23 protein-coding genes, 1 tRNA gene and 1 pseudogene are annotated in these 26,245 nt (G+C 68.3%); 9 read left to right on the top strand and 16 right to left on the bottom strand.

The genetic code is table 11. The features are described from left to right. Nucleotides 1-36: 36 nt before the first annotated feature. Nucleotides 37-1,494: an MFS transporter gene (locus tag L0C25_RS00475; protein WP_271634412.1), complete on the top strand. Its 1,458-nt coding sequence runs from the start codon at nt 37-39 to the stop codon at nt 1,492-1,494. An 11-nt stretch (nt 1,495-1,505) separates the two neighbouring features. On the opposite strand, the gene L0C25_RS00480 is transcribed toward L0C25_RS00475, so the two are convergent. From L0C25_RS00480 to L0C25_RS00555, 16 genes are all read right to left on the bottom strand, one after another. Beyond that, complete coding sequence (locus tag L0C25_RS00480) at nt 1,506-2,246, bottom strand: MBL fold metallo-hydrolase (protein WP_271634413.1); 741 nt, start codon at nt 2,244-2,246, stop codon at nt 1,506-1,508. Between the two features lie 93 nt (nt 2,247-2,339). After that, nucleotides 2,340-2,990, bottom strand: a complete 651-nt coding sequence (locus tag L0C25_RS00485) for an NAD(P)-dependent oxidoreductase (protein ID WP_271634414.1) — start codon at nt 2,988-2,990, stop codon at nt 2,340-2,342. A gap of 66 nt (nt 2,991-3,056) precedes the next feature. Next, complete coding sequence (locus L0C25_RS00490; protein ID WP_271634415.1) at nt 3,057-4,547, bottom strand: amidohydrolase family protein; 1,491 nt, start codon at nt 4,545-4,547, stop codon at nt 3,057-3,059. Nucleotides 4,548-4,570: 23 nt separating this feature from the next. Further along, on the bottom strand, nt 4,571-4,948 hold the full coding sequence (locus tag L0C25_RS00495; RefSeq protein WP_271634416.1) for a hypothetical protein: 378 nt from the start codon (nt 4,946-4,948) through the stop codon (nt 4,571-4,573). After that, nucleotides 4,945-5,856: a DODA-type extradiol aromatic ring-opening family dioxygenase gene (locus L0C25_RS00500; protein ID WP_271634417.1), complete on the bottom strand. Its 912-nt coding sequence runs from the start codon at nt 5,854-5,856 to the stop codon at nt 4,945-4,947. The genes L0C25_RS00495 and L0C25_RS00500 overlap by 4 nt, the downstream gene beginning before the upstream one ends. A 30-nt stretch (nt 5,857-5,886) precedes the next feature. Next, nucleotides 5,887-6,681: a citryl-CoA lyase gene (locus tag L0C25_RS00505; RefSeq protein WP_271634418.1), complete on the bottom strand. Its 795-nt coding sequence runs from the start codon at nt 6,679-6,681 to the stop codon at nt 5,887-5,889. Further along, complete coding sequence (locus tag L0C25_RS00510) at nt 6,678-7,865, bottom strand: CaiB/BaiF CoA transferase family protein (protein ID WP_271634419.1); 1,188 nt, start codon at nt 7,863-7,865, stop codon at nt 6,678-6,680. Before L0C25_RS00510 ends, L0C25_RS00505 begins: the two co-directional genes overlap by 4 nt. Nucleotides 7,866-7,930: 65 nt before the next feature. Beyond that, nucleotides 7,931-8,728, bottom strand: coding sequence for an IclR family transcriptional regulator domain-containing protein (locus tag L0C25_RS00515; RefSeq protein ID WP_271634420.1), 798 nt, complete (start codon nt 8,726-8,728; stop codon nt 7,931-7,933). Nucleotides 8,729-8,845: 117 nt separating this feature from the next. After that, a complete protein-coding gene (locus L0C25_RS00520; protein ID WP_271634421.1) occupies nt 8,846-9,538 on the bottom strand; it encodes a response regulator transcription factor in 693 nt (230 codons plus the stop codon). After that, nucleotides 9,535-10,833, bottom strand: a complete 1,299-nt coding sequence (locus tag L0C25_RS00525) for a sensor histidine kinase (RefSeq protein ID WP_271634422.1) — start codon at nt 10,831-10,833, stop codon at nt 9,535-9,537. The genes L0C25_RS00520 and L0C25_RS00525 overlap by 4 nt, the downstream gene beginning before the upstream one ends. Before the next feature lie 11 nt (nt 10,834-10,844). Beyond that, entirely contained in the window at nt 10,845-13,094 is a 2,250-nt protein-coding gene (locus L0C25_RS00530; protein WP_271634423.1) for an MMPL family transporter, read from the bottom strand. 168 nt (nt 13,095-13,262) lie between these two features. Beyond that, entirely contained in the window at nt 13,263-14,021 is a 759-nt protein-coding gene (locus L0C25_RS00535) for an aspartate racemase/maleate isomerase family protein (protein WP_271634424.1), read from the bottom strand. Between the two features lie 190 nt (nt 14,022-14,211). Next, a tRNA-Val gene (locus L0C25_RS00540) sits at nt 14,212-14,283 on the bottom strand. Nucleotides 14,284-14,496: 213 nt separating this feature from the next. Beyond that, complete coding sequence (locus L0C25_RS00545; protein WP_271634425.1) at nt 14,497-14,952, bottom strand: peroxiredoxin; 456 nt, start codon at nt 14,950-14,952, stop codon at nt 14,497-14,499. Then, the gene (locus tag L0C25_RS00550) at nt 14,949-16,544 is read right to left on the bottom strand and encodes an AMP-binding protein (RefSeq protein WP_271634426.1); all 1,596 of its coding nucleotides are present in this window, start codon (nt 16,542-16,544) and stop codon (nt 14,949-14,951) included. Before L0C25_RS00550 ends, L0C25_RS00545 begins: the two co-directional genes overlap by 4 nt. 52 nt (nt 16,545-16,596) lie before the next feature. After that, nucleotides 16,597-17,034 carry a DUF3052 domain-containing protein gene (locus L0C25_RS00555; RefSeq protein WP_271634427.1) on the bottom strand — a complete coding sequence of 146 codons (438 nt, stop codon included), beginning with the start codon at nt 17,032-17,034 and terminating at the stop codon, nt 16,597-16,599. 240 nt (nt 17,035-17,274) lie between these two features. Here L0C25_RS00555 and aceE point away from each other — a divergent pair, with 240 nt between their 5' ends. From aceE to fabF, 8 genes and pseudogenes are all read left to right on the top strand, one after another. Further along, nucleotides 17,275-20,040, top strand: coding sequence for a pyruvate dehydrogenase (acetyl-transferring), homodimeric type (gene aceE / locus L0C25_RS00560; protein WP_271634428.1), 2,766 nt, complete (start codon nt 17,275-17,277; stop codon nt 20,038-20,040). Nucleotides 20,041-20,505: 465 nt separating this feature from the next. Then, a pseudogene (locus L0C25_RS24050) lies at nt 20,506-21,117 on the top strand (phosphatase PAP2 family protein); the annotation flags it as partial. Nucleotides 21,118-21,184: 67 nt separating this feature from the next. Continuing rightward, complete coding sequence (locus L0C25_RS24055) at nt 21,185-21,460, top strand: phosphatase PAP2 family protein (RefSeq protein WP_408641683.1); 276 nt, start codon at nt 21,185-21,187, stop codon at nt 21,458-21,460. After that, complete coding sequence (locus L0C25_RS00570) at nt 21,453-22,631, top strand: PucR family transcriptional regulator (RefSeq protein ID WP_271634430.1); 1,179 nt, start codon at nt 21,453-21,455, stop codon at nt 22,629-22,631. Before L0C25_RS24055 ends, L0C25_RS00570 begins: the two co-directional genes overlap by 8 nt. A 95-nt stretch (nt 22,632-22,726) precedes the next feature. Then, entirely contained in the window at nt 22,727-23,695 is a 969-nt protein-coding gene (locus tag L0C25_RS00575) for an ACP S-malonyltransferase (RefSeq protein ID WP_271634431.1), read from the top strand. Beyond that, nucleotides 23,692-24,693, top strand: coding sequence for a beta-ketoacyl-ACP synthase III (locus tag L0C25_RS00580; RefSeq protein ID WP_271634432.1), 1,002 nt, complete (start codon nt 23,692-23,694; stop codon nt 24,691-24,693). Before L0C25_RS00575 ends, L0C25_RS00580 begins: the two co-directional genes overlap by 4 nt. A 43-nt stretch (nt 24,694-24,736) precedes the next feature. Continuing rightward, a complete protein-coding gene (locus L0C25_RS00585; protein ID WP_271634433.1) occupies nt 24,737-24,985 on the top strand; it encodes an acyl carrier protein in 249 nt (82 codons plus the stop codon). Between the two features lie 13 nt (nt 24,986-24,998). Further along, nucleotides 24,999-26,237, top strand: coding sequence for a beta-ketoacyl-ACP synthase II (gene fabF, locus L0C25_RS00590; protein WP_271634434.1), 1,239 nt, complete (start codon nt 24,999-25,001; stop codon nt 26,235-26,237). Nucleotides 26,238-26,245 lie beyond the last annotated feature (8 nt).

Below are 26,245 nucleotides of genomic sequence, written 5' to 3' on the forward strand. Positions count from 1 at the left end.
TCTACCCAACTCCATCATCTCCCAAAGGAGATACCTGTGACCACTCATGTCACGCAGGCGATCGACGCGGACGGGGCGAGATCCCGCGGACCGTCGCCGATTGCACTACTGCTCATCCTCAGCATTCAGCTGATGGTCGTCCTCGACATGACCGTCGTGAACGTCGCGCTCCCCACGCTGCAGGACGATCTCGGGTTCTCGGCGTCCGGCTTGTCGTGGGTCCTCAACGCGTACGCGCTCGCCTTCGGCGGACTGCTGCTGCTCGGTGCCCGGCTCGGTGACATCCTCGGCCGACGCCGCGTCCTGATCGGCGGCGTCGCCGTCTTCGGGATCGCCTCCCTCCTCGGCGGCCTCGCGCCGACCTCCGAGCTGCTCCTGCTCGCCCGCGGCCTCCAGGGCCTGGGCGCCGCGGTCGCCGCACCGCAGGCACTCGCGCTGCTGACCATCTCGTACCCCGAAGGAAGCGCTCGCAACCGCGCGCTCGGCTGGTACAGCGCGGTCTCCATCGGCGGCTCGGCGATCGGCCTGGTGGTCGGTGGGATGCTCACCGAATGGCTGTCCTGGCGCTGGGCGTTCTTCATCAATGTGCCGGTCGGTCTGGCGATCATCGCGCTCGCGCCCCGGTACCTGCCGAGCTCACCGCGCCACTCCGGGCGCTTCGACCTTGCCGGCGCAGCCGCCTCGACGGTCGGCGTGACCTCGCTCGTGTACGGGTTGGTCCATGCCGCAGAGCACGGGTGGCAGAACTCCGAGACGATCGAAGCCCTCGCGTTCGGCGTCGCGCTGCTCGCGGTGTTCGTCGCGATCGAGCGAAGCTCGAGTCAGCCGATAACGCCGCTGCGGCTCTTCGCACACCGCGATCGCGCGGTCGCGTACGTCAGTCGACTGCTGCTCGTCGCCGCCATGATGGGGATGTTCTTCTTCCTCACCCAGTTCCTGCAGCGCGTGCACGGCTACGGGCCGGTCGAGACGGGACTTGCGTTCCTGCCCCTCACGGCGGCACTGCTCTTCTTCTCCCAGTTGTCGGCACGGGTGCTCGTCGAGCGGTTGGGCAGCAGGCTGCTGATGATGACCGGAATGAGCATCTCAACGGTCGCACTGATCCCGCTCGTCATGATCGACGCGAACACCGGGTACGTACCGGTGCTCCTCTCGGTGGTGCTGTTCGGCATCGGCAACGGGCTGGCGTTCGTACCCCTGACCGCGCTGGGGCTCACCGACGTACCGCACGAGGACGCGGGTGCGGCGTCCGGCCTGTTGAACGTCATGCAGCAGGTCGGCGGAGCGCTCGGGCTCGCCGTCCTGGTGTCGGTGTTCGGATCTGCCACGCGCGACGCACAGCCCACCGCAGCCACCGCGATCGGCAGGCAGCACGAAGTGTTGACGACCGGAATGTCTTCAGCGTTCCTCGCGGCGCTCGTGCTCATCGCCGTCGCAGTGGCGACGGTCTCCGTCGGCGCCAGCCGACGGGTACGTACCGAGCAGCCCGCCTGAGGTACCGAAGCTCAGATCTGCACGACAAGACGAGGACGCGCGACGTCGATCCGGCCGTCGTACTGATGGCCGGCGACGCGTCGCGCGTCGTCGTGGTTGGCACCCGGCCAGAGGTGGGTCAGCACGAGCCGCTCCGCTCGAGCCTTCGTCGCGGTCTGGCCGACGCTGGCAGCGTCGCTGAGACAGCCGCGGTGCTCGTCGGGCACGTGGTCGAGGTACGTCGCCTCGGCGAGCAGCAGGCTGGTGCCGCTCGCCAGCTCGATCAGCGCATCCGACGGGCCGCAGTCGCCGGTGTACGTGAGGCTGCGGCTGCCGATGGTGAACCGCACGCCGGCGTTCGGCGTGAAATGCGGCAGCGAGCGCGTCTCGACTGCGAACGCGTCGATCGAGAACTTGTCGTCCGGGCCGAACTCATGCAGCTCGTACGCCTCGTCGTAGCTCGCGGTCGGCTCGAGCGCGAGCACCCGGTCGACCGCACCCGTCGGACAGTAGATCGGCAACGGCGATGCCGTCTCGCGACCCATCACCCGCATCCGCAGCAACGGGTTGAGGTCGGCGCAATGGTCCGGGTGCGCGTGCGTCACGAACACCGCGTCGACGTCAGCGGCGCGGCAGTGCCTGAGCAACGCGACGGCCGAGCCGTACCCAGGATCGACGAGCAGCCGGAACCCGTCGTGCTCGACCAGATAACCGCTGCAGGGCACGCCCTCGGCAGGGATGCCCCCGCTTCCTCCCAATACGGTCAGCCACATCTCGATCAGCCCCCTCGATCGGCCGGCGGCGCGCTCACCCTACGCCGCGCCCCGGTCGGACTCCATAGCCCGGGCGGGCGGTTTTCGGTGTCACTAGTACGCGCCGATGACCGAGAACCGGACGTTCTCGTGCTTCGGCTGCTCGATCTCGTCCAGGACCGCCAGCGCGAGATCCTCGACGGACAAGCGCGACTCTCCGTTCGAGTCGCATCGCAGTACGTCACCGCCCAGCAGATAGGACCCGGCAGGGGGCTGGGGAGTATGGGCACCGAACTCGACCGGCGGGCTCACGTAGAACCACGAGCCGACACCGCTGCTGTGCAATAGATCGAGGACCGCGGCCTGGCCCTTCGACGAGGGCATCGCGGTCGGCGGGACGTCGTCGGTGTCCATCAGACGGTTGCCGCACTCGGAGGCGAGGAGCGTGCCCGACCCGCCGACGATGCCGACGCGGGTGCCATGGCGGTCGGCCGCCGAGAGTAGGCCGGGGATGGCCTCGACGAGCAGCTTGCCCTCGATCTCGTTGCCAGGGATCGACACGACGACGACGTCTGCGCGCTCGGCGATCTGCGCCACGGACACGGGGTCGTGAATGTCGCCGGCAAGGGCGTACGCCGCCGCGTCCGCGCTGCGCGCCGAGCCGAAGCGACTGACCGCCACGACCTCGTGCCCGCGGCCCACCGCCTCGGCCCGAATCGCGTCCCCCGCGTATCCGTTACCGCCGTAGATCGCGATCGTTGCCATCGCGTTTCCTTCCCACGAGTGTCGGTCCGCCGTCGAGCACGACGCCGCGTACGACCCCCGAAGCGATCAGTCGGCCTCGTCACCGACCGAGGCGGGCGCCCGCGTCTCGTACGCCCGGTGCGTCGCATCGGTGCGGTACTCGGTGTACATGTACGGGTTGTCGAGCACCTTCGTCTTCGGGATCGCAGGGTTCATGCCGGACGCCCACGTCTCCTCGCCGAGGGTCGAGCGAAGGTGGTCGACTGTGTCTGCCAGCGCCGAGCGCAACGCGGGGAGGTCGACACCGACGAGCTTGCCCTCATGCTTCTTCACCTCGCCGCCGACGAGGACCGTGTGTACGTCGCCGCGTCCGGCCTGCATCGCGATATGCCCGTAGGGATTGACGATCGGGAACATCGTCGGCGAGTCATCGTTCTTCAGCAGGACGACGTCGGCGAGCTTTCCCGGCTCGAGCGAACCGAGCTCGCCCTCTTTCCCGAGCGCCTTCGCGCCACCGCGCGTCGCCCACTCGACCACGTGGTGCGAACGAAGGTGCGAGTTGGTGATCGTCTCACCCTCCTGGTGCGCAGTGAGGTGCTCCCATGTCCGGTCGGCGCCGAGCGTCGTACGCATCGCCGAGAACAGGTCGGCGCTGAACCACACGCTCGTGTCCACCGAAAGGGAGACGGGGATGTCGTGCTCACGCAACGCATGCGAGGGCGGATAGCCCTGGCCGCAGCTCTGTTCGCTCTCGGTGGAGAGCGAGACCACGCCCCCGGTCGCCGCGATGCGTTGGTACGAGTCCTCGCTGAGGGTTGCCGCGTGCACATACACCGTGCCGGGCGTGGTGAAGCCGTGCTCGTGCATCAACCGAACACTGTCGTCGTTGGTCGCGCCCCAGACACCCGCATGGGTCGTCACCGTCACGCCGAGGTCGCGGGCGACCTCGAACGCCGCCTTCTCGGGAAACTCGGGGTCGCCCGTGACGTCGAACGCAAGCTGCACGCCGGCCAGCCGCGAGTCGTCGATCGACTGCTCGATCAGCGCCCGGTACGCGGGGTCCGCCGTCCACTCCCACGGGCCGGCGAAGATGTTGCCGAAACCCATCACGTACCGGCCGGGCGACCGCACGAGAGCGTCGATGGCAGCCTCTGCGTGCTCGACAGACTGCAGGCCGTGCGACCAGTCGACCGTCGTGGTGATGCCCGACTCGATCGCGTCGAGCGTGCTGAGAGCGTTGCCGGCCCAGTAGTCCTGCGGCCGGAACGCCTTGCCGTGCTCGAGGTAGTACCACACGAAGTACTGCGTGAGCGTCCAGTCGGCACCGTACGCCCGCATCGCGGTCTGCCACATGTGCCGATGGGTGTCGATCATGCCGGGCATGACGATTCCGCCCGACGCGTCGATCTCATAGGTGCCCTGCGGGGCCTGCAGAGCCGGCCCAACCTCGGCGATACGACCATCGACCACGAGCACGTCGGCTCGGTCGTGGACGGTACGCGCGTCGTCCATCGTGACGACAGTGCCGTTCCTGAAGACGATCGGGCGCCCGGGCTCGGGCACGAATGTCTCGGTCATGTCTTGCTCCTCATCGACCGGCGTCAGCAGGCGACGCTGGGGTAGTCCTTGCCGAGCCAGTGCTCGAGCTTCTTTGCGTACTCGTGCTGGAATGCGAGCGGGCCGCCGCGCTCCATGTAGTCCTCGTCGTAGATCCCGATGAAGATCGTCAGGGTGAGGAAGTAGTGGACGCCCATCTCGAACAGCGCGACATAGTCGTGGTCCACAAGCGCCGTGCGCTCGGCGGGCTCGAGCCTGACCCAGGAGGTACGTTCGACACGCTGCCCCTGCGAGCCGAGGTACGGGGCGTACTCCGCCTGCCACTCGGCGACCATGGCCTCGGGGTCGGCCTTGTACTTCGCGAGCAGCTCGGGGTCGCGGTCGACCTGGAAGAGGAACTTGTTGACGGCGTACTTGCTCATGCCCGCACCGCCTCGGGAATCTCCGCCTCAGCGGTCGCGGCCCGGTCGCGGGGGTCCCCGTCCGGGTACCACGTCACGTACATCTCCCGCGTGTGGAAAAGGTCGAGGTCGTCCACGTACGACGCGGGCTCCGGCCCCGCGATACCGAGCATCAGAATAAGGTCGAGGAAGCCGGGCGTCGCGTTGCCCGACTTCGACATCGACTCCCAGGTGACGTTCGCCAGGATCGCGTCGATGTCACCGTTCGCGAGCCACTGGATCGCCTGGACGTCCCACGCGGGGTCGGGACCGTGCTCCCCGAACATCCGAGGGCCTCCGAGCTCGAGCGAGAGGTGACCGCTGCCGACTGCGGCGACGCGCTTGTCGCTCGGGTACTCGTCGATGATCTCGCGGATCGCGCGGCCGAGGTCGTAGAAGCGCTTCGGGCTCGGCAGCGGGGGCGCGAAGATGTTCGTGTAGATCGGTACGATCGGCAGGTCTGCCTGCGGCCTGGTCGTGATGATCGGGCAGATGATCGAGTGGTCGAGCTTCAGCTCATGCGAGATGGAGAGGTCGAAGCCGCGATCGAGCAGCCCCTGGAACATGTATCCCGACAGCTCCTCATGTCCCTCGAGTTCGTACGTCGGCAGGCTGAACTCGCGGATCTCGTTGTAGAACGTCGCGTCGTACCGCGGCTGCTTGCCGATCAGGAAGGTCGGGTAGTTGTCGTAGAAGAACTGGTGGAAGTGGTCCGAGCCGACCATGACGAGCAGCTCGGGCTCGGCGGCGGTCAGGGTCTCTTGATACGCCGCGACCTTGGCCTTCCACTCCCCTGCCTGAGGCAGCTGATCCTCGCGCGGGGTGAGCTCGGTTGCCTTGTAGAAGAACGGGTGGTGCGTAGTCGCAAGCACCGCACTCAGCGTTGCCATGTACCTCTCCTTCGACCGAGGGCCGGACGGCTAGTGCTCCGGCGCGACGTAACGGGCGTTTCGGTCGACCTCCATGTAGATCGAGGGTGCGACCGGATCGGACTGCTCCTCGGCGAGATGGCCGATGAGCCCGGCCGTGCGTGCCAGGAGGGCGAAACCGCGCAGGAGCGCGAGGGGCAGTCCGGCGTCGGCCAGCGCGGCTCCGGCGACTCCGGCGCCGTTGAGCGGCAACGTACGCCCGAGCACCTGCGCGTGGGTCCGGCCGATCGCCTCGAACAGCGACAGCTGCGGTCCGTAGACGTCTGCCTCGCGGGCGATCTGGAACATCACCGGCGTACGCGGGTCGCCGTTCTTGTGCACGGGATGGCCGAGCCCGGGCACCTTGCTGCCTTCGGCTTTCGCGGTCGCTACGGTATCGAGCGCGACCGCGTCCCAGTCGGCGTCGGCGTACGCGCTCGTGTCACCGAGCGGCTTCACGATGGCCGCCAGGAACTGCCCAGTGTCCTCGGTGACACCCAGGAATCGTGAACCGCCGCCGAGAAGACCGGCCGCTATCGCTCCTTGCACGGACTCGGGCGCCGAGTAGTACGTCATGCGGGCCGCGATCGCCGTCGGCGTGTACCCGTGGTCGGCGAGCGATACGAGGACCGCCTCGAACACCCGAAGCTGACCCGGCGTCGGGCGGCGCTTGGTCGCCAGCCAGTACGCGAGCTCACCGAAGCTCACTTTGCCGAGGACATCCGACGCGAGATCCAGGCCGAGCAGCTCGATCGAGTCGGTGGACGAGGTGCCGATGCCCGTCGGATAGGAGCGCTGGTCGGTCATGCCACTCCCCTGGGCTTGCGCAACCACTCGCGTAGCTCGGCGGCGTGCTCACCGAGCGCGGGTGGAGATGTGCGGTACTGCGGCGGTGTCTTCGAGAACGTGATCGCGTTGCGGATCATCGGGACAGCATCGTCGCCCTCCCCCACCGTCACGACCGGCTCGAGCCCGAGCTGCTCGGCAAGCGCTACGCCGCCGTCGATCGTCTGCACCGGCCCGCACGCGATCCCGGCCTCGGTGAGCCGACGGAACCAGTCGGCCGCCGTGGCGGTCGAGAGCGCCTCGACGAGGAGCGGACGGAGCTCGCCTCGGTTGCGATTGCGGGCATCGGTCGTCGCGAAGCGTTCGTCGTCGACAACGCCGGGTATGCCGAGGGTGTTTGCAAGGGTGGCGAACTGCCGGTCGTTGGCAGCGACGATCACCAGCTCCGTGTCCGAGGCGGGCAGCGGCTCGTACGGGAACAGGCTCGGGTGCGCATTTCCCATCCGGAAAGGGATCTCACCACCGGCGACATAGGTCGACGAGTGGTTCGCCATGGCGGCGAGCGCCGTCGACAGCAGGTTCACCTCGACGTGCTGTCCCTCTCCGTTCGCGTCCCGATGACGTAGCGCTGTGAGGATCCCGATCACGGACTGCATGCCGCTCATGACGTCGAAGACCGATACGCCCGAGCGGTACGCAGGACCATCGGGATCGCCCGTGAGACTCATCAGACCCGACATGGCCTGGACGATGAGGTCGTATCCGGGCAGGTGTGCACCGCCCGCACTACCGAACCCACTTATCGAGGCGTAGACGACCCGCTGGTTCGTCGCACTGACCGTCTCGTAGTCGAGGCCGAACTTCTTCAGCCCACCCGGCTTGAAGTTCTCGATCACGACGTCGGCGCGTCCGGCGAGTTCCTGTGCAAGCGCGCGGTCCTCGTCGACGCGGAAGTCCAAGACGATGTCGCGCTTGTTCCGATTGACGCCGAGGTAGTAGGTGGACACGCCTTCTCGCTCGGGTGGGCGCCAGTCGCGGGTCTCGTCGCCGACCGGCGCCTCGACTTTCACGACGTCGGCTCCCAGGTCTCCGAGGATCTGCGTGGCGAACGGCCCGGCCAGAACACGGGAGAAGTCGGCCACGAGCAGTCCGCCCAACGGGCCGGTTGCCGCCGATTCCGGGTGAGCAGCATCGCGTCTCGGCATCTGGCCTCCTCCGGACAATCATCCGCACAGCGGACACTCACGATAGGTTCGACCGCTCGAACAAGTCAATAGCTCGCCGCGGCGGCGGGGATCCGGGCGCGCAACGCGTAGTCGACGCTCAGGTCGCCGGCCGTACGAAGGAGATGGGGCAGGTGCTCGTCCGTGAGCCGGGCGACCGGAGTCTCCCCCGCGTGCGCATTCACGTTGACCGCCGCGAACACGGAACCATCCGCCCGACGGATGGGTGCCGCCACCGAGCGAATGGCGGGGGCCAGCTGTTGATCGGAGACGGCCCACCCGTTCTCACGTACCTCGGCGAGTACGGCATCGAGCTCCCCTCGCGTCGGCTGCCAGGTGGCCTCGACGCCCGAGCGCGATGGCTCGGCGAGGACCGAGTCAAGATCCCCCGGCTCGAGGTTCGCGAGCAGCACCTTGCCCAAGGATGTCTGCGGTGCAGGGAACCTCGTGCCCACGGCCACCGAGAGCGTGACGAGCTTCGGCACTGCGACTCGTGCGACGTACACGATGTCCGAGCCGTCGAGCTGCGCGATCGAGCACGACTCTCCCGTGAGCTCGACGAGCCGCCTCAGTCGCGATACCGCCCCAGACCAGAAGTCGGCGCCCGCGTAGTACGCGACGCCGAGCGCGAGAACGCGCGGGGTGAGCTCGAACCGGCCGCCGTCGGCTTGCACGTAGCCCAACTCCTCCAAGGTGATCAGGACTCGGCGGGCGGTGGGTCGTGCCAGAGCAGCCCGCTCCGACACCTCGCGCAGGGTCTGGGACGGCGCCCCGTCGAAGCTACGGATGACCTCGAACCCCCGCGCTATCGCCTCGACGAAATCCGGACTCCTCGATGCGCACATCATTGCTCCGCTCTGTCGTCCTCGCTCACCGGTGGCGCGACGTCACCGTGCAGGTCTCACATCGGAAAACTGTACGCCTGTCGGACAGGGCGAGTCGACGAGAACACGGCCGTCGAACTACCGCAGGAGATCGGGGCCGCCGTCGGGGGCGGCCTGGGCCAGGCCCGTCTGGTAGGCGATGACGACGAGTTGCGCGCGATCGCGCGCCTGCAGTTTCGTCATGGCGCGCTGCACGTGAGCCCGTACGGTGAACGGGCTGAGGAACATCCGCTCGGCGATCTCGTCGTTGGACAGGCCGGTCGCGACCAGGGCCACCATCTCGCGTTCGCGCGGGGTGAGCGCCGCGAGCCGTTCGGGTTCGCGCGGCAGGGCGTCGGCCGGCGTGGCCAGGAAACGGGCGACCAGGGTGCGGGTCGCGGCGGGTGACAGGAGGGTGTCCCCGTCGGCGATCGTACGCACGGCGTCCAGCAGGTCCTCGGCACCGATGCCCTTGCCGATGAAGCCGGCGGCGCCGGCGCGCAGCGCCTGGGCGACGTACTCGTCGGTCTCGTACGTGGTGAGGATCAGGATGCGGCTGGCACGCAGTTCCGGGTCCGCGCAGATCTCCGAGGTGGCGAGGAGGCCGTCCATCTCGGGCATCCGGATGTCCATGATCACCACATCCGGGCGCAGCTCCCGGGTGAGTCTCACGGCCTCCCTGCCGTCGGCGGCCTCGCCCACGACGGTGATGTCGTCGGCGGTGTCGAGAAGCGTCCGGAAGGCTTCGCGCAACAGGGCCTGATCGTCGGCGAGCAGTACTCGGAGCGTCACAGCGCATCACCGGCCTCTCCGTCGTCCGTCCGTACGTCCTTCGTCGCTGCGTCGGCCCTCCGCGCTTCGCCGATCGTTGCTCGCTCAGTCCGCCGCATCGTGTCCTTTGCGCCGAGGGGCAGGTGGGTGGAGACGAGGAAGCCGCCCCCCGGACGCGTACCCGCGGAGAGGTCTCCCCCGACCGCGGTGGCACGTTCACGCATCCCGATCAGACCGTAGCCAGGCGGACGAGCCGACACCGCGGATGTACTCGGCTCCGTAGGGACGTCCCTTCCGTCGTCGGCGACGGTGATGGTCACGCGGTCGCGTTCCCAGGCGAGGCGCACCTGGGCGCTCCCCGTACCGGCATGTTTGGTCACGTTGGTCAGTGCCTCCTGGATGATGCGGTAGGCGGTGAGGTCCACTCCCGGTGGCAGCGGCCTGACCGTACCCTCCTGGTGCACCGATACCTCCAGACCCGCGCGGCGGAATGACTCGAGGAGCGGGGGAAGCCGGGACAGTCCGGGCGCGGGTTCGGCGGGCGCGGCCGCGTCGCCGGACTGACGCAGCAGACCGACAGTGGTCCGCAGATCGTCGAGCGCATTGCTGGTGGTCTCGACGAGCTCTTTCAGGCTCTTGCGGGTCTGCTCCGGACGGGCGTCGAAGACGTGGTCGGCCACCGTGGCCTGCGCGTTGGCCAGGGTGATCTGATGGGCCACGAGGTCGTGCAGTTCCCGGGCGATGCGTACCCGTTCCTCGGCAACGCGCTGGCGCGCCTCGCTCTCCCGGCTCTTCTCGGCCTGTCGGGCCCGCTCCTCCATGGCCGTCAGGTACGCCCGTCGGGTCTGCGTCGAGTGACCGAGCACGCCGGCCACCAGCGGGCACGCCGCGACAAGTCCCAGCCTGCTCGCGTCCTGCCACGAGAGGTCCCCGAACAAGCCGGTGGCGACGAGCAGCGCCGCCGACGCGAGCAAGGCCCTGGTCGCCACCCGCCGTTCGGCACGCACGGCGAGTGCGTAGGCGGTGATCACGGCGGGTGCCACGATGGGCGGGGTCAGGAGGAGGCCCAACGGCGCGACCAGCATGCCGCACACCGTCGTGGCCGCCATGGCGGCCAGGGGCGCCCAGTGCCGCACCGGCAGTGCGGCGCAAGACACCACGGCGATGAAGTACGCGGCGGCCGGCGGCGCCGACAACGTGTCGTCGATCTGCACCACGCCGCCGAGCAGACACAGCGCGAACGCCGTCGCGATGATCGCTCCCTCCCGCCACCACGATCCGGGTGGTGGCGGGAGGGAGCCATCCGTGTTCGTCATGGCCGTCGGCGCTATGCGACGGGGTGCCGTTGCACCGCTGCGATCGGCTCGGTCGCGGAATCCGGGACCTGCCTGCTCAGTGCTTCACCCTCGATGTCCACATTCGGCAACACACGGTTCAGGATACGGGGCAGCCACCACGCTCGGTGACCGAGCAGCGCCAGGACGGCGGGTGCGATCGCCATCCGTACCACGAAGGCGTCGAAGGCCACGGCGAAGGCCAGGCCGACCCCCATCGTCTGGATCGTGGGACTGTGGATCCCGATGAACCCGGCGAACACGCTGAACATGATGATCGCCGCTGCCGCCACGACACGTCCGCTGTGCCGGAACCCGTGGACGATCGCCTCGTCGGGCGACGCGCCATGGACGTAGGCCTCCCGCACCCGGGTGAACAGGAAGACCTCGTAGTCCATCGCGAGCCCGAACACGATTCCGATGATGAGAATCGGCATCAGCGACATGACGGGCCCGGTCTGCTCGATGCCGATCAGATCTGCCCCCCAGCCCCACTGGAACACGGCGACGAGGACACCGAAGGCGGCACCCACCGACAGCAAGAAGCCGAGCGCGGCCTTGATCGGGACCAGGATCGAACGGAACACCACCATCAGCAGAAGCACGGCGAGTCCGATGACCACGGTCAGGTACGGGAGGAGGGCGTCGGACATGGCTTCGGAGACATCGATGTTCAGTGCAGTGGTGCCCGTCACCAGGATGTCGGCACCTGTGTCGGTCTCGACGCCGGCGACCTCACTGCGGATCTCCTCCACCAGATCCTTCGTCTCGCCGCTGCTCGGCGCCGTTTCCGGCACCGCCGTGAGAACGGCCGTGTCCTCGGCCTCGCTGAACACCGGATCATCGACCGACGCGACACCGTCCAGTCCCCGTAGGGTCTCGACCACCTCGTCCGTACTGGCCTGCGGGTCCGCGGACTTCGACGTATCGACGACCACGGTCAGCGGGCCGTTGAACCCTGGGCCGAAGCCTTCCGACAGCAGGTCGTACGCACGGCGTTGGGTGGTCTCCACCGGCTTGGACTCGTCTCCGGGAAGTCCGAGCTGGAGGCTCAGCGCGGGTATAGCGACGGCGAGCAGACCGAGTCCGCCGACCATCAGCACGGCAACCGGGCGACGCAGGACGAACCGCGCCCAGCGGGCCCCGAGCCCGGATCGGCCGGTCGCGGTGGGCGCCGGGTTCGGGCCATCACCGCCCGTCCGGGCGGCCCTGCGGGCGGCCCTCCGGGTGGCGCGGGACAGAACCCGCCGGCCGAAGGCTCCCAGCAGGGCGGGGACCAGGGTCAGTGCGACGAGTACGGCCAGGGCGACGGCACCCGCGCCTCCCAGACCGATCTTGGTGAGCTCGGGGATTCCGACGACGCCCAGCCCGGCCAGGGCGATGATGACGGTTGCGCCGGCGAAGACGACGGCGGAGCCCGCCGTGCCCACGGCCACGCCGGCGGCTTCCTCGGGGTCGCTGCCCTTGGCGCGCTCGTCGCGGAAGCGAGAGGTGATGAAGAGCGCGTAGTCGATTCCGACCGCCAGCCCCAGCATCAGCGCCAGGATGGCGACGGTGGACGTCAGGCCAAGCGGACTGGCCAGCGCGGAGACCAGACCGAAGGCGATGGCCACCCCAGAGAAGGCCGTCAGCAGCGTCAGTCCGGCCGCGACCAGCGACCCGAGGGTGAGGACGAGGACGAGCGCCGCGACCGCCACGCCGATCATCTCGGTCGTACCGCCGGGTTCCACTTCCGCATCCAGGGCCGAGCCACCGATCTCCATGGTGATCCCCGCGTCCCGGGCCTGGTCGGCGGCGTCTTCGAGCGCGCTCTTCGTCGGCCCCGTCAGATCGACGGCATCGTCGGTGTAGGTGATCGTGGCGTACGCGATGGTCCCGTCCTCGCTGACCGCGCCGTCCTCGTACGGGTCGCTGATCGATGCGACCTGATCGCCCTCGTCCAGCGACCCGAGCGTGTCTTCGACGGCCGACCTGTTATCGCTGGCCGTCATCTGCTGCCCATCCGGGGCCTGGAACACCAAGCGTGCCTCGGCACCCTGGGAGTTGCTCTCGGGGAACCGCTCGTCCAGCAGGTCGAACGCCTGCTGCGACTCCGTGCCGGGCATCGAGATGTCTTCCTCCTGCCCGGAGGGCGCAACGGCGGCGGCCGCCGCGGCCAGCACGACGGCACCCAGCCACAGACCGGCCACGAGCCGACGGCGCCGGAAGGCCCACCGTCCGATCCGGTAAAGAATTGTTGCCACTGTTGATCACTCCAGACAGCCAGCTAAGGGAAGAGGCGCGATTTCACGCACCGCCAACGTTCCCTTGTGACCCCTGCGCCCGGCATCGTCTGCTGTGACCGTCTTCCCCCTGGTGCACCAGGACCAACGACCCGCGCGTCCTGGTGCCCTTGCACTACGGAGGGTGAATCAGAGACCGTCTTGTGCGGGTTCCCGCGTGAACAACCGGCCGTATCCGCTGACATCGAAGGCGGCATCCAGGTGTGCACGAAGAGCCCACAGCAGCACCTGATTCGCCGTGAGGACCGGGCGTCCGATGACACCCTCCAGCGCGTCGATCGCCGCCGCCGTTCGAAAGCCGTTCCCCGCGATCCAGAGCGCGTCAGCGTCATCCGGCGCGTGCGCAGCTGTCCACGCGATCACGTCGGCGGTCTCTACCAGTCGTGGATCGCGTGGGAGGTCGGCCGACACCGATGAGACGACCTGTACGTCCTGGCTTCGAAAGTAGGCGGCGCCAAGGTCATTGACCTCGTCGTCGAACCACGGTGGACTCACCAGCGCAACCCGATCGACATCAAGGACGCGGAGCGCCAGCACAGCCGAAGCGCAGGTGGACGCGACCGGAATGCCGGTTCGATGCGAAAGCCTTGAAACGATTGCCATTTCGGCGTCGAAGCCGATCGCGTACGCGGAGCTGGTCGAGGCGTAACCGATCACGTCAACCGAATCCGCGGCCAGGCTGTCTGCGGCATCGTCCAGCAGGTCCGGCGCTGTCAACGTGCGAGCCGCGAGCGGGTTCGGCCCGGTCGCGATGCTGGAGGCCGCGCCCTGGCCCGAAACCCGGGCAACAGTGGTTACCACTTCGGGCGCCATCGCTGCGAACTCGACCTCCGGGCCGGCCGCAACATGCGGAGTGAGCACACCGATACGAACCGTACTGTCGCCCATAGGACGGCGACTCTACTCGCCGGCGGTCTCAGCACGCGGGCGCAACAGGAGTCGTCGTCGCGAGGCGCAACAGGAGCCGTCGTCGCGGACGGCTCGTTCCTCGCCGCCCGCTCCTCCTCCCTGCATCATGTTGCTCCAACGACAAGGGCAGTGCCACGGCTCCGCCGTGGCACTGCCCTTGTCGTATCTGTGGGCGCAACAGGATTTGAACCTGTGACCGCCTGCTTGTAAGGCAGGTGCTCTACCGCTGAGCTATACGCCCCCGCTACGGCGCACAACCATACCTGGTCGATCCGCAAGCCGTATGCACACATGGGTTGTGGCCGCCGGCGTCTCGGGTCACCAGCGGCCACAACGAGGATTACACTACCGTGACTCTCGCCAGAGGCCAATACGTTTCCGGCACTATTTCGGGCCGATTTCGACCGATCTGCGTGCGCCAGAGGTCTGGTCGGTCGAGATCGGTGCGATCGTTTCAAACAGCGGCGAGCGCGCTGACGTACTCGTCGACGTCGCGCGCGTCGGGAAGGCCGTTCTCGACCTTCCAGCGCAGGACGCCCTCGCGGTCGATGAGGTAGGTGCCGCGCAGCGCACAGCCCTTCTCCTCGTCGAAGTTGTCGTACGACTTGGCCACCGCGCCGTGCGGCCAGTGGTCACTGAGCAGCGGGTACGTGAGCCCCTCGGCGTCCGCGAATGCGCGGAGGCTGAACATCGCGTCGCAGGACACCGCGAGCAGGGCGACGTCGTCGTTGTCGAAGTCGGGAAGCCGATCGCGAAGCGTGCACAGCTCGCCGGTGCAGATGCCGGAGAAGGCGAACGGGTAGAAGACCAGCACCACCGCCTTCGATCCGCGATAGTCGCTCAGCGATACCTGCTCGCCGTGCTGGTTCGCGAGGGTGAAGTCTGGTGCCTGCTCGCCGATCTGGGTCATTCCAACTCCTTCTTGAGGATCTTGCCCGTCGCGTTTCGCGGGAGTGCCGCCACAAAGCGTACGTCGCGGGGCACCTTGTATCGCGCGAGGTTGTCCTTCACCTGCTGGCGTACGTCGTCCTCGGTGAGCGACGCGCCGGCCACAGTCGCGACGTACGCCCGCAGCCGCTGCCCGAACTCGTCGTCGGCGACCCCGACGATCGCGACCTCGACGACATCGTCGAGACGCATCAGGCAGTCCTCGACCTCCTGTGGGAACACGTTCTCGCCGCCCGAGACGATCATGTCGTCGTCGCGGCCCTCCACGAACAGCAGGCCGTCGCGCATCCGCCCGACGTCCCCGGTCGCCATCGCGTCGCCGATCGTCTGCTTGCCGCCGCCGCCGGTGTATCCCTCGAACAGCATCGAGTTGGTCACGAAGATGCGTCCGGTCTCACCCGCCGGGACCTCGCGGTCGTCGTCGCCGTACAACCGCACTTCGGTGCCGACCGGCGCACGTCCAGCCGTGCCGGGATGTGCGCGCAGCTCGGCCGGAGTCGCGATCGTCGCCCACGCGCACTCCGTCGAGCCGTACGTGTTGTAGAGGTTGTCGCCGAACGCGTCCATCCACTCCAGACCCACGTCGCCCGGCAGCGCGGATCCACTCGCCGCAACGATGCCGACGCTGGACAGATCGTAGGCCGCGCGGCGATCGTCGGGGAGTGCGAGCGTGCGTTGCAGCATCACCGGCACCACGACCGCGACGTCGCAGGCGTTGCGTTCGAGCGTCTCGAGGAAGTCCTCGGGTTCGAATCGTCGGCGCAGCACCAGCGTCGACCCGACCAGCATCCCGAGGTTCAGATGACCCCAGCCCCAGGTGTGAAACAGCGGCGCGGCAATGTGCACCGTCATCCGATGACGGAGCGGAATGCGGGAGACGAGCGCGGCGGCGGCGCCGATGCTGCCCGCTCCCCTGCTCGCCCCTTTGGGTGTGCCGGTCGTACCCGACGTCAGGATCGTCGAACGACCCTGCCGCTCGGGGGGCGTACGTTCGGCGGACGACCCGCGCCGGATCAGCTCCTGCACAGTGGAGACCTCGGAGTCGACCGTCTCCTCGACCCACGCCCGCACGCGCACGATGTCGCCGGGAGCATCGGCGAGGAGCCCGGTGAACTCGTCGTCGTAGATGACGGCCCGCGGCCGATGGCGCTCGAGTACCTCGACGAGCTGTGGCCCGGAGAACGCCGTGTTGAGGTACAGAACGTCTGCGCCGAGCCGGTTGACCGCGACGCTCGCCTCGACGAACAGTCCATGGTTGCGGCACATCACCGCAACGCCGTCACCCTCCACCACGCCGAGCCGAGCAAGCGAGTCGGCCAGCGCGTTCGCCTCACGATGCAGCTGACCGAACGTACGAGAGCCCGCGTCGTCGACGACTGCGGTCTCGTCGGGATAGCGCGCAGCGAGCGCGGCGTACCCCCCGGCGAGCCCGGTGCCCCAACGCAGCAGGCTGCTGGCCAGGCCGTAGAGCGTGCGCGGTCCGTACGGCCGCACGATGCGGGTCCCGGCCAGCGCCTTGACGGAGCGGGCGAGTACGAGTGGTCGGCTGTCCATGGCGCTCCCCGGTGGTCGCGAAGGTGCAACTCCGAGTTACACCGCCACCAGGTTAGCGCCGCGAGCCGGGTGCGGACTTAGGGGTCACCAACTTGGTGGCCGACCAGTCGTCGCACGCGGGCTGAGTCGTCGTCGTCGCCAACCCTGCGACCGGCGCCGCCTCGGCGATGTCGGTGTTGTCGACGTACCCAGGCCGGCCGACCTTGGGCGTGAGGAGGTAGATCGAACCGCCCTCGACCAGATCGGTCAACGCATCGACCAGCGAGTCGACGAGGTCCTCGTCGCCATCGCGCCACCACAGCAACACCGCGTCGACGACGTTGCCATAGTCGTCGTACACCAGTTCATGGCCCGTTTTCTTCTCGACGGCTTCACGCAGCCCGTCATCGACGTCGTCGTCCCAGCCCAGCTCCTGCACCACGGTATCGGGTTCGAACCCGAGTCGATCCGCAATCACGGTGCTGTCCGCGTCGTCCGCGGTCGCGCTCACCGATTCCTCCTTCGTCCCGAGCCGGCCATGGTGACCGGTTCCGTGGGGACACCATAGTGGTTAAGGGCGTCGGGAACGCCACCGAACCGACAGAAGAGTCCGGATCGCGACCATCCGGCTTCCGAAATGACCGCGCTCCTTGACCGGAGACGGGGATCCCTCCGCGTGAAACACATTCGGCGCGGTGACAAGATAGACAGTGCCTCACCACAGTGGGCATCTGAAGAAGGAAGGAACACCGTGGCATCCACACCAGAGCGACGCCCTGCGGTCATCCATGAGGGACTGCCGACCCAGCTGCCCGACATCGATCCCGACGAGACCCAGGAGTGGCTCGACTCGCTCGACGCGCTCGTCGACGAACGTGGCCGCGACCGCGCGCGGTACGTGATGCTCAAGCTGCTCGAGCGATCGCGCGAGAGCAAGGTCGGCGTTCCCGCCCTTCGCAGCACCGACTACATCAACTCGATCCCGCCCGAGAGCGAGCCGTGGTTCCCCGGCGACGAGTACGTCGAGCGGCGCATCCGCGCGTACATCCGCTGGAACGCGGCGGTCATGGTCTCCGCGGCGAACCGCCCGGGCCTCGGCGTCGGCGGTCACATCGCGACGTACCAGTCCGCCGCGAGCTTGTACGAGGTCGGGTTCAACCACTTCTTCCGAGGCAAGCAGCACCCGGGCGGCGGGGACCACATCTACATCCAGGGCCACGCGTCGCCGGGCATCTACGCCCGCGCCTTCCTCGAGGGCCGGATGAGCGAGACCCAGCTCAGCAGGTTCCGCCAGGAGGTCCAGCACGGAGTCGGCCAGGGCCTCTCGTCGTACCCGCACCCGCGTCTGATGCCCGACTTCTGGGAGTTCCCCACCGTCTCGATGGGCCAGGGCGCGATCAACTCGATCTACCAGGCTCGGTTCAACCGCTACCTGCAGCATCGCGGCATCAAAGACACCAGCCAGCAACACGTGTGGGCGTTCCTCGGCGACGGCGAGATGGGCGAGCCCGAGTCGCTCGGCGCGATCGGCGTCGCCGCGCGCGAGGAGCTCGACAACCTCACGTTCGTCATCAACTGCAACCTCCAGCAGCTCGACGGACCCGTACGCGGCAACGGCAAGATCATGCAGGAGCTGGAGTCGACGTTCCGCGGTGCAGGCTGGAACGTCATCAAGGTGGTCTGGGGCCGCGAGTGGGACGACCTGCTCGCCCGCGACGTCGACGGCGTCCTCGTCAACCAGATGAACCGCACGCCCGACGGCCAGTTCCAGACGTACGCGGTCGAGGACGGCTCGTACGCCCGCGAGCACTTCTTCGGCGCCGACCCCCGGCTGCTGAAGATGGTCGAGCACCTCACCGACGACGACATCGCCAAGCTGCCGCGCGGCGGACACGACTACCGCAAGGTCTACTCGGCCTTCAAGGCCGCGACCGAGCACTCCGGCCAGCCGACGGTGATCCTCGCGCAGACCATCAAGGGCTGGACGATCGATGCGCTGGAGGGCCGCAACGCCACCCACCAGATGAAGAAGCTCACCAAGGACGACCTGAAGAAGTTCCGCGACCGGCTGTTCCTGCCGATCGACGACCAGGCGATCGACGAGTCCGAGGTCGCGCCGTTCTACCATCCGGGCGCCGACAACGACGAGATCCAGTACATGCTCGAGCGTCGACGCCAGCTCGGTGGCCCCGTGCCCGAACGCAAGGTCGACCCGACGCCGGTCAAGCTCCCCGGCGACCCCGTGTACGCAGAGCTGAAGGGCGGCTCGGGCAAACAGCAGATCGCAACCACGATGGCGTTCGTACGCCTGCTGCGCGATCTGATGAAGGACCCCGAGATAGGGCACCGCATCGTGCCGATCGCGCCCGACGAGTTCCGCACGTTCGGCATGGACTCGATGTTCCCGACGGCGAAGGTCTACAGCCCGCACGGCCAGAAGTACGAGTCCGTCGACCGCAAGCTGCTGCTCGCGTACAAGGAGTCGGACAAGGGCCAGCTCCTGCACGAGGGCATCAGCGAGCTCGGCGCCATGGGGTCGGCCATCGCCGCCGGCACGTCGTACGCGACGCACGGCGAGCCGATGATCCCGGTCTACATCTTCTATTCGATGTTCGGCTTCCAGCGCACCGGCGACTGGATGTACGCGATGGCCGACCAGCTCGGCCGCGGCTTCCTGATCGGCGCGACCGCCGGGCGTACGACCCTGACCGGTGAGGGACTGCAGCACGCGGACGGACACTCGCCGTTGATCGCCCGCACGAACCCGGCCGTGGTGCACTACGACCCCGCCTGGGGCTTCGAGATCAGCCACATCGTGCAACGCGGACTCGAGCGCATGTACGGCGCGACCGACGAGCACCCGCACGGCGAGAACGTCATCTTCTACATGACGGCCTACAACGAGCCGGTCGTCCAGCCGGTCGAGCCGGAGAACCTCGACGTCGAGGCGCTGCTCAAGGGCGCATACCTCTATCGGCCGGCACCGGACTTCTCCCCGGACGCGCCGAAGGCGCGGATCATGGCATCGGGTGTCGGGCTGCCGTGGGCGCTGGAGGCACAGGACATTCTCGCCGACCGCTACTCGGTCGCCGCCGACGTCTGGTCGGTCACGTCCTGGAACGAGCTCGCGCGCGAGGCCACCGACGCGGAGTCGTGGAACCTCAACCATCCCGGCGAGCACGCTCGGACGCCGTACATCACGTCGGCGCTCGCCGACGCGACCGGGCCGACGATCGCGGTGAGCGACTTCATGCGCGCCGTGCCCGACCAGATCGCACGGTGGGTTCCGACGACCTGGCAGTCACTCGGCACGGACGGGTTCGGATTCGCCGACACCCGGGCCGCCGCACGTCGGTTCTTCCAGGTCGACGCCGCCTCGATCGTGGTCGCAACGCTCGACACGCTCGCGGCCGAGGGCAAGGTCAAGTACGACACGGCCGTGCAGGCGTACCACGACCTGCAGATCGACGATCCGACCGCGGTCGCGGGAGTTCCACAGGAGGGCGCGGACGCCTGACGGTGTGAACGACGACTCGTAACCGGATGGACGCCTACACGAGTTAGGTCGTGTCTGCTCATCCACCGTCGGCTCGCGTGCCTCCGCATCCCGACCGGCCGCGTTGCGGTCGCTCAAGGGAGGATCGGCTCCATTGTCGCTCCCGCGCCTTGCCGGATCGGGCGCGGAGACCCGCTCCCTGATCGACGCCGAATGAGCAGACACGACCTAGACGGTTAAGATGGTGGCTTCATGCTCGATTCGCCACCGTCCCCGGCTGACACCACGAGTCCGACCTCAGGCCGTGGTGTCGTGAGACGTGTGCTCACGTGGCTTCGGGCGTGGCCGTACACGTTCATCGTCTGTGTTTCGATCGTGTCCGCGGCGGTCGCGATGATCGTCGCGGCCAGGCTCGACCGGCCGATCACCGACCCCGAGGGCTTCCTCGGCCCTGCGTACGTCCGGCTCCCGCTGATCGGGCTCGGGATGCTCGCGGCCGATGTGCTGCCCCGCGCGTTCGCCCGCGCGTACCGCACGGTCGCGGCCAGCCACTCGTACACCGGTGTTCGCGGGAAGCTCGTCGCCGCGTTCTGGTCGTGTGCGCGGATCGTCCCCGACACCCGATACGTGCTGCGCGAACACTGGTCGTGGAAGCGCGGCGGGTACGTCGCGGCCGGGCTGATCACGTTCTACACCTGCTACGTCAGCTACCGAAACCTCAAGAGCTTCCTGCCGCTGATCACCGATCGCAACTACGACAGCCAGCTCGACCAGTTCGACGCCTTCCTGTTCTTCGGCACTCGACCGAGCCTCTTCCTGCACGACGTCCTCGGCACCGACATCGCCGCGCACATCCTCGGCATCTGGTACATCAGCTACCTTCCGCTGAACGTCCTGATCCTGGGCGCGATGGTGGCGTGGAGCAAGAACCTCGGCCGCGGCGCGTGGGCCGCCACCGCGTTGAGCCTGAACTGGATTCTCGGCGTCATCAGCTACTACGCGCTTCCCACGCTCGGCCCCGGCATCGCGTACCCCTCGTACATCTGGGAGCTCGACGACAACAGCGCCTCGACCCTGCAACACGCGCTGACGATGAGTCGCAACCAGTTCGTCAGCGATCTCGACGACCCCACTCTGTCGCAGGGGGGTCGCCGGCTTCGCGTCGCTGCACGTCTCCGTTGTACTCACCGTGTGCCTGCTGTTCCACCAGTCGGGCATGTCGCGATGGCTCTGCAACATCGCGTGGGTGTATCTCGTCGGCACCGTTCTGGCCACTCTCTACTTCGGCTGGCACTACGTCGCCGACGACATCGGCGGCGCCGTGATCGCGGTCGTCTCGGTGTGGATCGGCGCCAAGGTCACCGGTCAACCGACCAGGCGGAGCGAGAACCTCGAACGAGCGGGTCCTGCGGCGGAGTCCGTCGACACGCCGCGTGAGTAGCGCCGTGGGCGGGCGTTCGCGGGCCGAGCTCGCCGCGGAGCTGAACCGGTCGGTCGGCGACCTGACAACAGCCGCCGTTGCAGCGATGGAGCGCACCTACCCTTGGTTCCACGAGCTGAGCGCGGAGAACCGCTCCTGGATCAGCTCGGTCGCACACTCCGGCATCATCGCCTTCATCGAATGGTTCCGGGATCCCACGGGCCAGCAACCCGTGCCGAACATCTTCTCCGTCGCGCCCGACGCCATGGCGCGCGTCGTCAGCCTCCAGCAGACGGTCGCTCTCGTGCGTACGACGATCAGCGTGGTGGATGCGCGAGCGGACGACATCTGCGGACCCGCCGACGGCGCTACCGTCCGCTCGGCGGTCTCGCTGTACGCGAGCGAGGTCGCCTTCGACGCAGCGGAGGTGTACGCGCGTGCCGCCGAGTCACGCGGCGCCTGGGATGCACGGTTGGAGGCACTGGTCGTCGACACCGTGCTGCGGGCAGAGTCCGACGAGTCACTCGGCTCTCGTGCGGCGGCGCTCGGCTGGACCTCTGCCGGCGACGTCACGGTCCTGATGGGCCCACCGCCGCAGGCCGACCTCGGGCTGGCCGCCGAGGCCGTCATCGCCAACGTACGCCGGGCCGGACGCCGGCTCGGTGTCGACGTGATGTGCTCGGTGCAGGGTGAACGTCTGGTGGTGATCCTCGGTGGGGTCGACCACCCCGACAAGGCCGCAAAGACGCTCAGCGACGAGTTCGGACCCGGCGCGGTGGTCCTCGGCCCGCGCGTACCCGACCTGCAGGCGGCGACGGCATCGGCCCGCGCGGCCGCGGCGGCACTCCGTGCGGCGCCCGGATGGCCGGATGCGCCGCGGCCGGTGCACGCGGACGACCTGCTGGCCGAGCGCGCCTTGTCCGGCGACGGACACGCCCGCCGCGCGCTCGTCGACGACGTCTACACGCCGCTGCGCTCGGGAGACGGCGTCCTGTTGCAGACGGTCGCGGCATTCGTCGAGTCGGGGTGCTCGGTGGAGGCGACGGCACGGCTGCTGTTCGTCCACCCCAACACCGTCCGCTACCGACTGCGCAAGACCGCAGCGGTGACCGATCTCGACCCGCTGTCGCCGCGCGACGCGTACACCCTCCGGATCGCGATCACGCTCGGACGCCTGCGTTCGACCGACTGACCGCCACCGGTTGTTGGAAACGACCAACGATCTCGCGACATTTTCGTCGGTACGCGCACCGCCTTGTCGGACTCGCACAGGGCAGGCTGTATCTCGTGCTTGTCATCGTCGCCCCCGGTCAAGGTGCTCAGAAGCCGGGGTTCCTCGCTCCGTGGCTCGAGGAGCCCGCGTTCGCCGCCCGCATCGACTGGCTCTCGACGGTCGCGGGCGTCGATCTCGCGCACTACGGCACCGAGGCCGACGCCGAGACGATCCGCGACACGGCGATCGCGCAGCCGTTGCTCGTCGGCACCGGCCTCGTCGCGGCGCTCGCGCTCTTCCCGCACCCGGCCGACGCGTTCGGCGCGGTGGGTGCCGCCGCGGGTCACAGCGTCGGTGAGATCACGGCGGCAGCGGGTCTCGGTGCCATCACGGCCGAACAGGCCATGGTGTTCGTACGCGAGCGGGGCAATGCGATGGCCGCCGCGTCCGCGCACCGTCCGACGTCGATGACCGCCGTCCTCGGCGGCGACCGCGACGAGGTGCTGACCAGGCTCGCGGAGCTCGACATCACCGCCGCGAACGACAACGGGCCGGGGCAGGTCGTCGCCGCGGGCACGGTCGAGCAGCTCGAGCAGCTGGCCGACAACCCACCGGCGAAGGCACGACTGATCCCGCTGTCGGTCGCCGGCGCCTTCCACACCGAGCACATGGCACCGGCCGTCGACCGGCTTGCCAAGCTCGCGGTCTCGATCACCACGCACGACCCTCGCGCCCGGCTGCTCTCCAACCGTGACGGCACCGTCGTACACGAAGGGCGAGAGGTGCTGCAGCGGTTGGTATCTCAGGTCTCGACTCCGGTTCGCTGGGACCTCTGCATGCAGACGATGGTCGACCTCGGAGTCACGGGGCTCCTGGAGGTTCCGCCGTCGGGCACGCTCACCGGCATCGCGAAGCGGGCCATGAAGGGTGTCGAGACGTTCGCGCTCAAGACGCCCGACGACCTCGACGACGCCCGCGCCTTCGTCGGGAAGCATGCCGATGCATCGCCGATAGACTCGACAGAACCGAAGGGCACCGCATGACACACCTCGGCATCTCCCCCAACGTCCGGGCGAGCGGGATCCACGGCGTCGGCGCGTATCGGCCGCGACGCATCGTGCCCAACTCCGACATCATCGACCGCATCCACTCCAGCGACGACTGGATCCGCACGCGCTCGGGCATCACGACGCGGCGTTTCGCCGAGCCCGACGAGACAGTGCAGATGATGTCGGTGTCGGCGGCCCGGGACGCGATCGCCGCCGCCGGGCTCGAGGCGAGCGACATCGACTGCGTGATCGTCGCGACTGTCTCCCATCTGATGCAGACACCCGCCGTGGCGACCACGATCGCAGACGAGCTCGGCTGCTCCCCCGCCGCGGCGTTCGATATCTCGGCAGCGTGCGCGGGGTTCTGCTACGCGCTCTCGCTCGCATCCGACATGGTCCGCGTCGGTACGAGCGAGCACACGCTCGTGATCGGCGTCGAGCGCCTCAGCGACATCACCAACCCGGACGACCGCTCGACCGCCTTCATCTTCGCCGACGGCGCGGGAGCGGTCGTCGTCGGTCCGTCCGACACTCCTCGGATCGGCCCTGTCGTATGGGGATCCGACGGCGACAAGGCCGGATACATCACCCAGACCAGGTCATGGGACGACGTCTTCGCCGACGACGAGCTGCGCTGGCCGACCCTGCACATGGAGGGCAACCCGGTCTTCCGCTGGGCGTCGTTCGAGATGGCCAAGACCGCCCGCGAGGCACTCGATCGCGCCGGAGTCGACCCGACGGAGCTCGACGTCTTCGTACCGCACCAGGCCAACATGCGCATCACCGATGCGATGGCTCGTACGCTGAAGCTGCCCGAGAACGTCGCGATCGCCCGCGATATCGCCGAGCAGGGCAACACGTCGGCCGCGTCGATCCCGCTCGCCCTCGAGCGGATGATCGCAGACGGCGAGGCCAAGAGCGGCCAGAGCGCACTGTTCATCGCGTTCGGCGCCGGCCTCGTGTACGCGGCGCAAGTCGTGATCATCCCCTGACCCAGTAGATTTGCCCACCATGCACAACGCGAAAGGACCATCCATGGCCACCACCGAAGAGATCCGCTCCGACCTCGCCGAGATCGTCAACGAGGTCGCCGGCGTACCTGCGGATGACGTCGCCCTCGACAAGTCGTTCACCGACGACCTGGACGTCGACTCCCTGTCGATGGTCGAGGTCGTCGTCGCCGCCGAGGAGAAGTTCAGCGTCACCATCCCCGACGACGACGTGAAGAACCTGAAGACGGTCGGCGACGCGGTCGCGTACATCGAGCGCGCACAAGGCGCCTGAGGAGTCACGACGTATGAGTCGTACGAAAGTCGTCGTCACCGGAATCGGCACGACCAATCCGCTCGGCGGTGACGTCGCGTCGACCTGGGAGTCGATGCTCGCCGGGCGGTCCGGCGTGCGTCGGATCGAGGCCGACTGGGTCGACGACATCCCCGTGAAGATCGCCGGCACCGCCGCCGTCGAACCGACCGATGTGCTCGAGCGCGTCAAGGCCCGCCGTCTCGACCGGTCGTCGCAGCTCGCGATGGTCGCCGCGATGGAGGCGTGGGCCGACTCGGGTCTCGACGCCAGCGCTCCCGACCCGGAGCGGACGGGCGTCGCGCTGCCGTCCGGCATCGGCGGGGTGCAGACGCTGCTGTCCAACTACGATCTGCTCAAGGAGAAGGGCTTCCGCCGCGTCTCCCCGCTCGCCGTACCGATGCTGATGCCCAACGCACCCGCGGCGAACGTCAGCCTGTACGTCGGCGCGAAGGGCCCGGTCCAGTGCCCTGTGTCGGCCTGTGCGTCGGGCAACGAGGGCATCGCCATGGGCATCGACCAGATCCGGCTCGGCCGCGCCGACGTCGTCGTCGTCGGCGGCACGGAGGCAGCGATCCATCCGCTGCCGATGGCTGCGTTCGGCCAGATGATGGCGCTGAGCAAGCGCGAGGGCGATCCGACGCTCGTGTCGCGGCCATGGGACGTCGACCGTGACGGCTTCGTCCTCGGCGAGGGTGCGGGCGTACTCGTGATCGAGTCCGAGGAGCATGCGCAGGCACGTGGTGCCCGCGTGTACGCCGAGGTACTCGGCGCCGGCATCACCGCCGACGCGCACGACATCGCGCAGCCGGAGCCCGAGGGCGCCGGCGGTACCCGGGCGATGGCAGCGGCGCTGCGCGAGTCCGACATCGGCCCCGCGGAGATCAAGCACATCAACGCGCATGCGACGTCGACGCCGCTCGGCGACGTCGCAGAGGTACTCATGGTGCACAACGTGCTCGGCAAGCACGCCGATGACATGGTGACCACGAGCACCAAGTCGATGAGCGGGCACCTGCTCGGTGGAGCGGGCGCCCTCGAGTCGATCGCAACGGTGCTCGCGCTGCATCACCGCAAGGTGCCGCCGACGATCAACCTCGACGAGGTCGATCCGTTGGTCGACATCGACATCGCGACATCGGTACGCGACCTGCCTGCCGGCGACATCGCGGCTCTGAACAACTCGTTCGGCTTCGGCGGTGCGAACGTCGCGGTCGCCTTCGCCACCGCCTGAGGCGACGG

This window comes from Solicola gregarius (assembly GCF_025790165.1).
GTDB classification, from domain to species: domain Bacteria; phylum Actinomycetota; class Actinomycetes; order Propionibacteriales; family Nocardioidaceae; genus Solicola; species Solicola gregarius.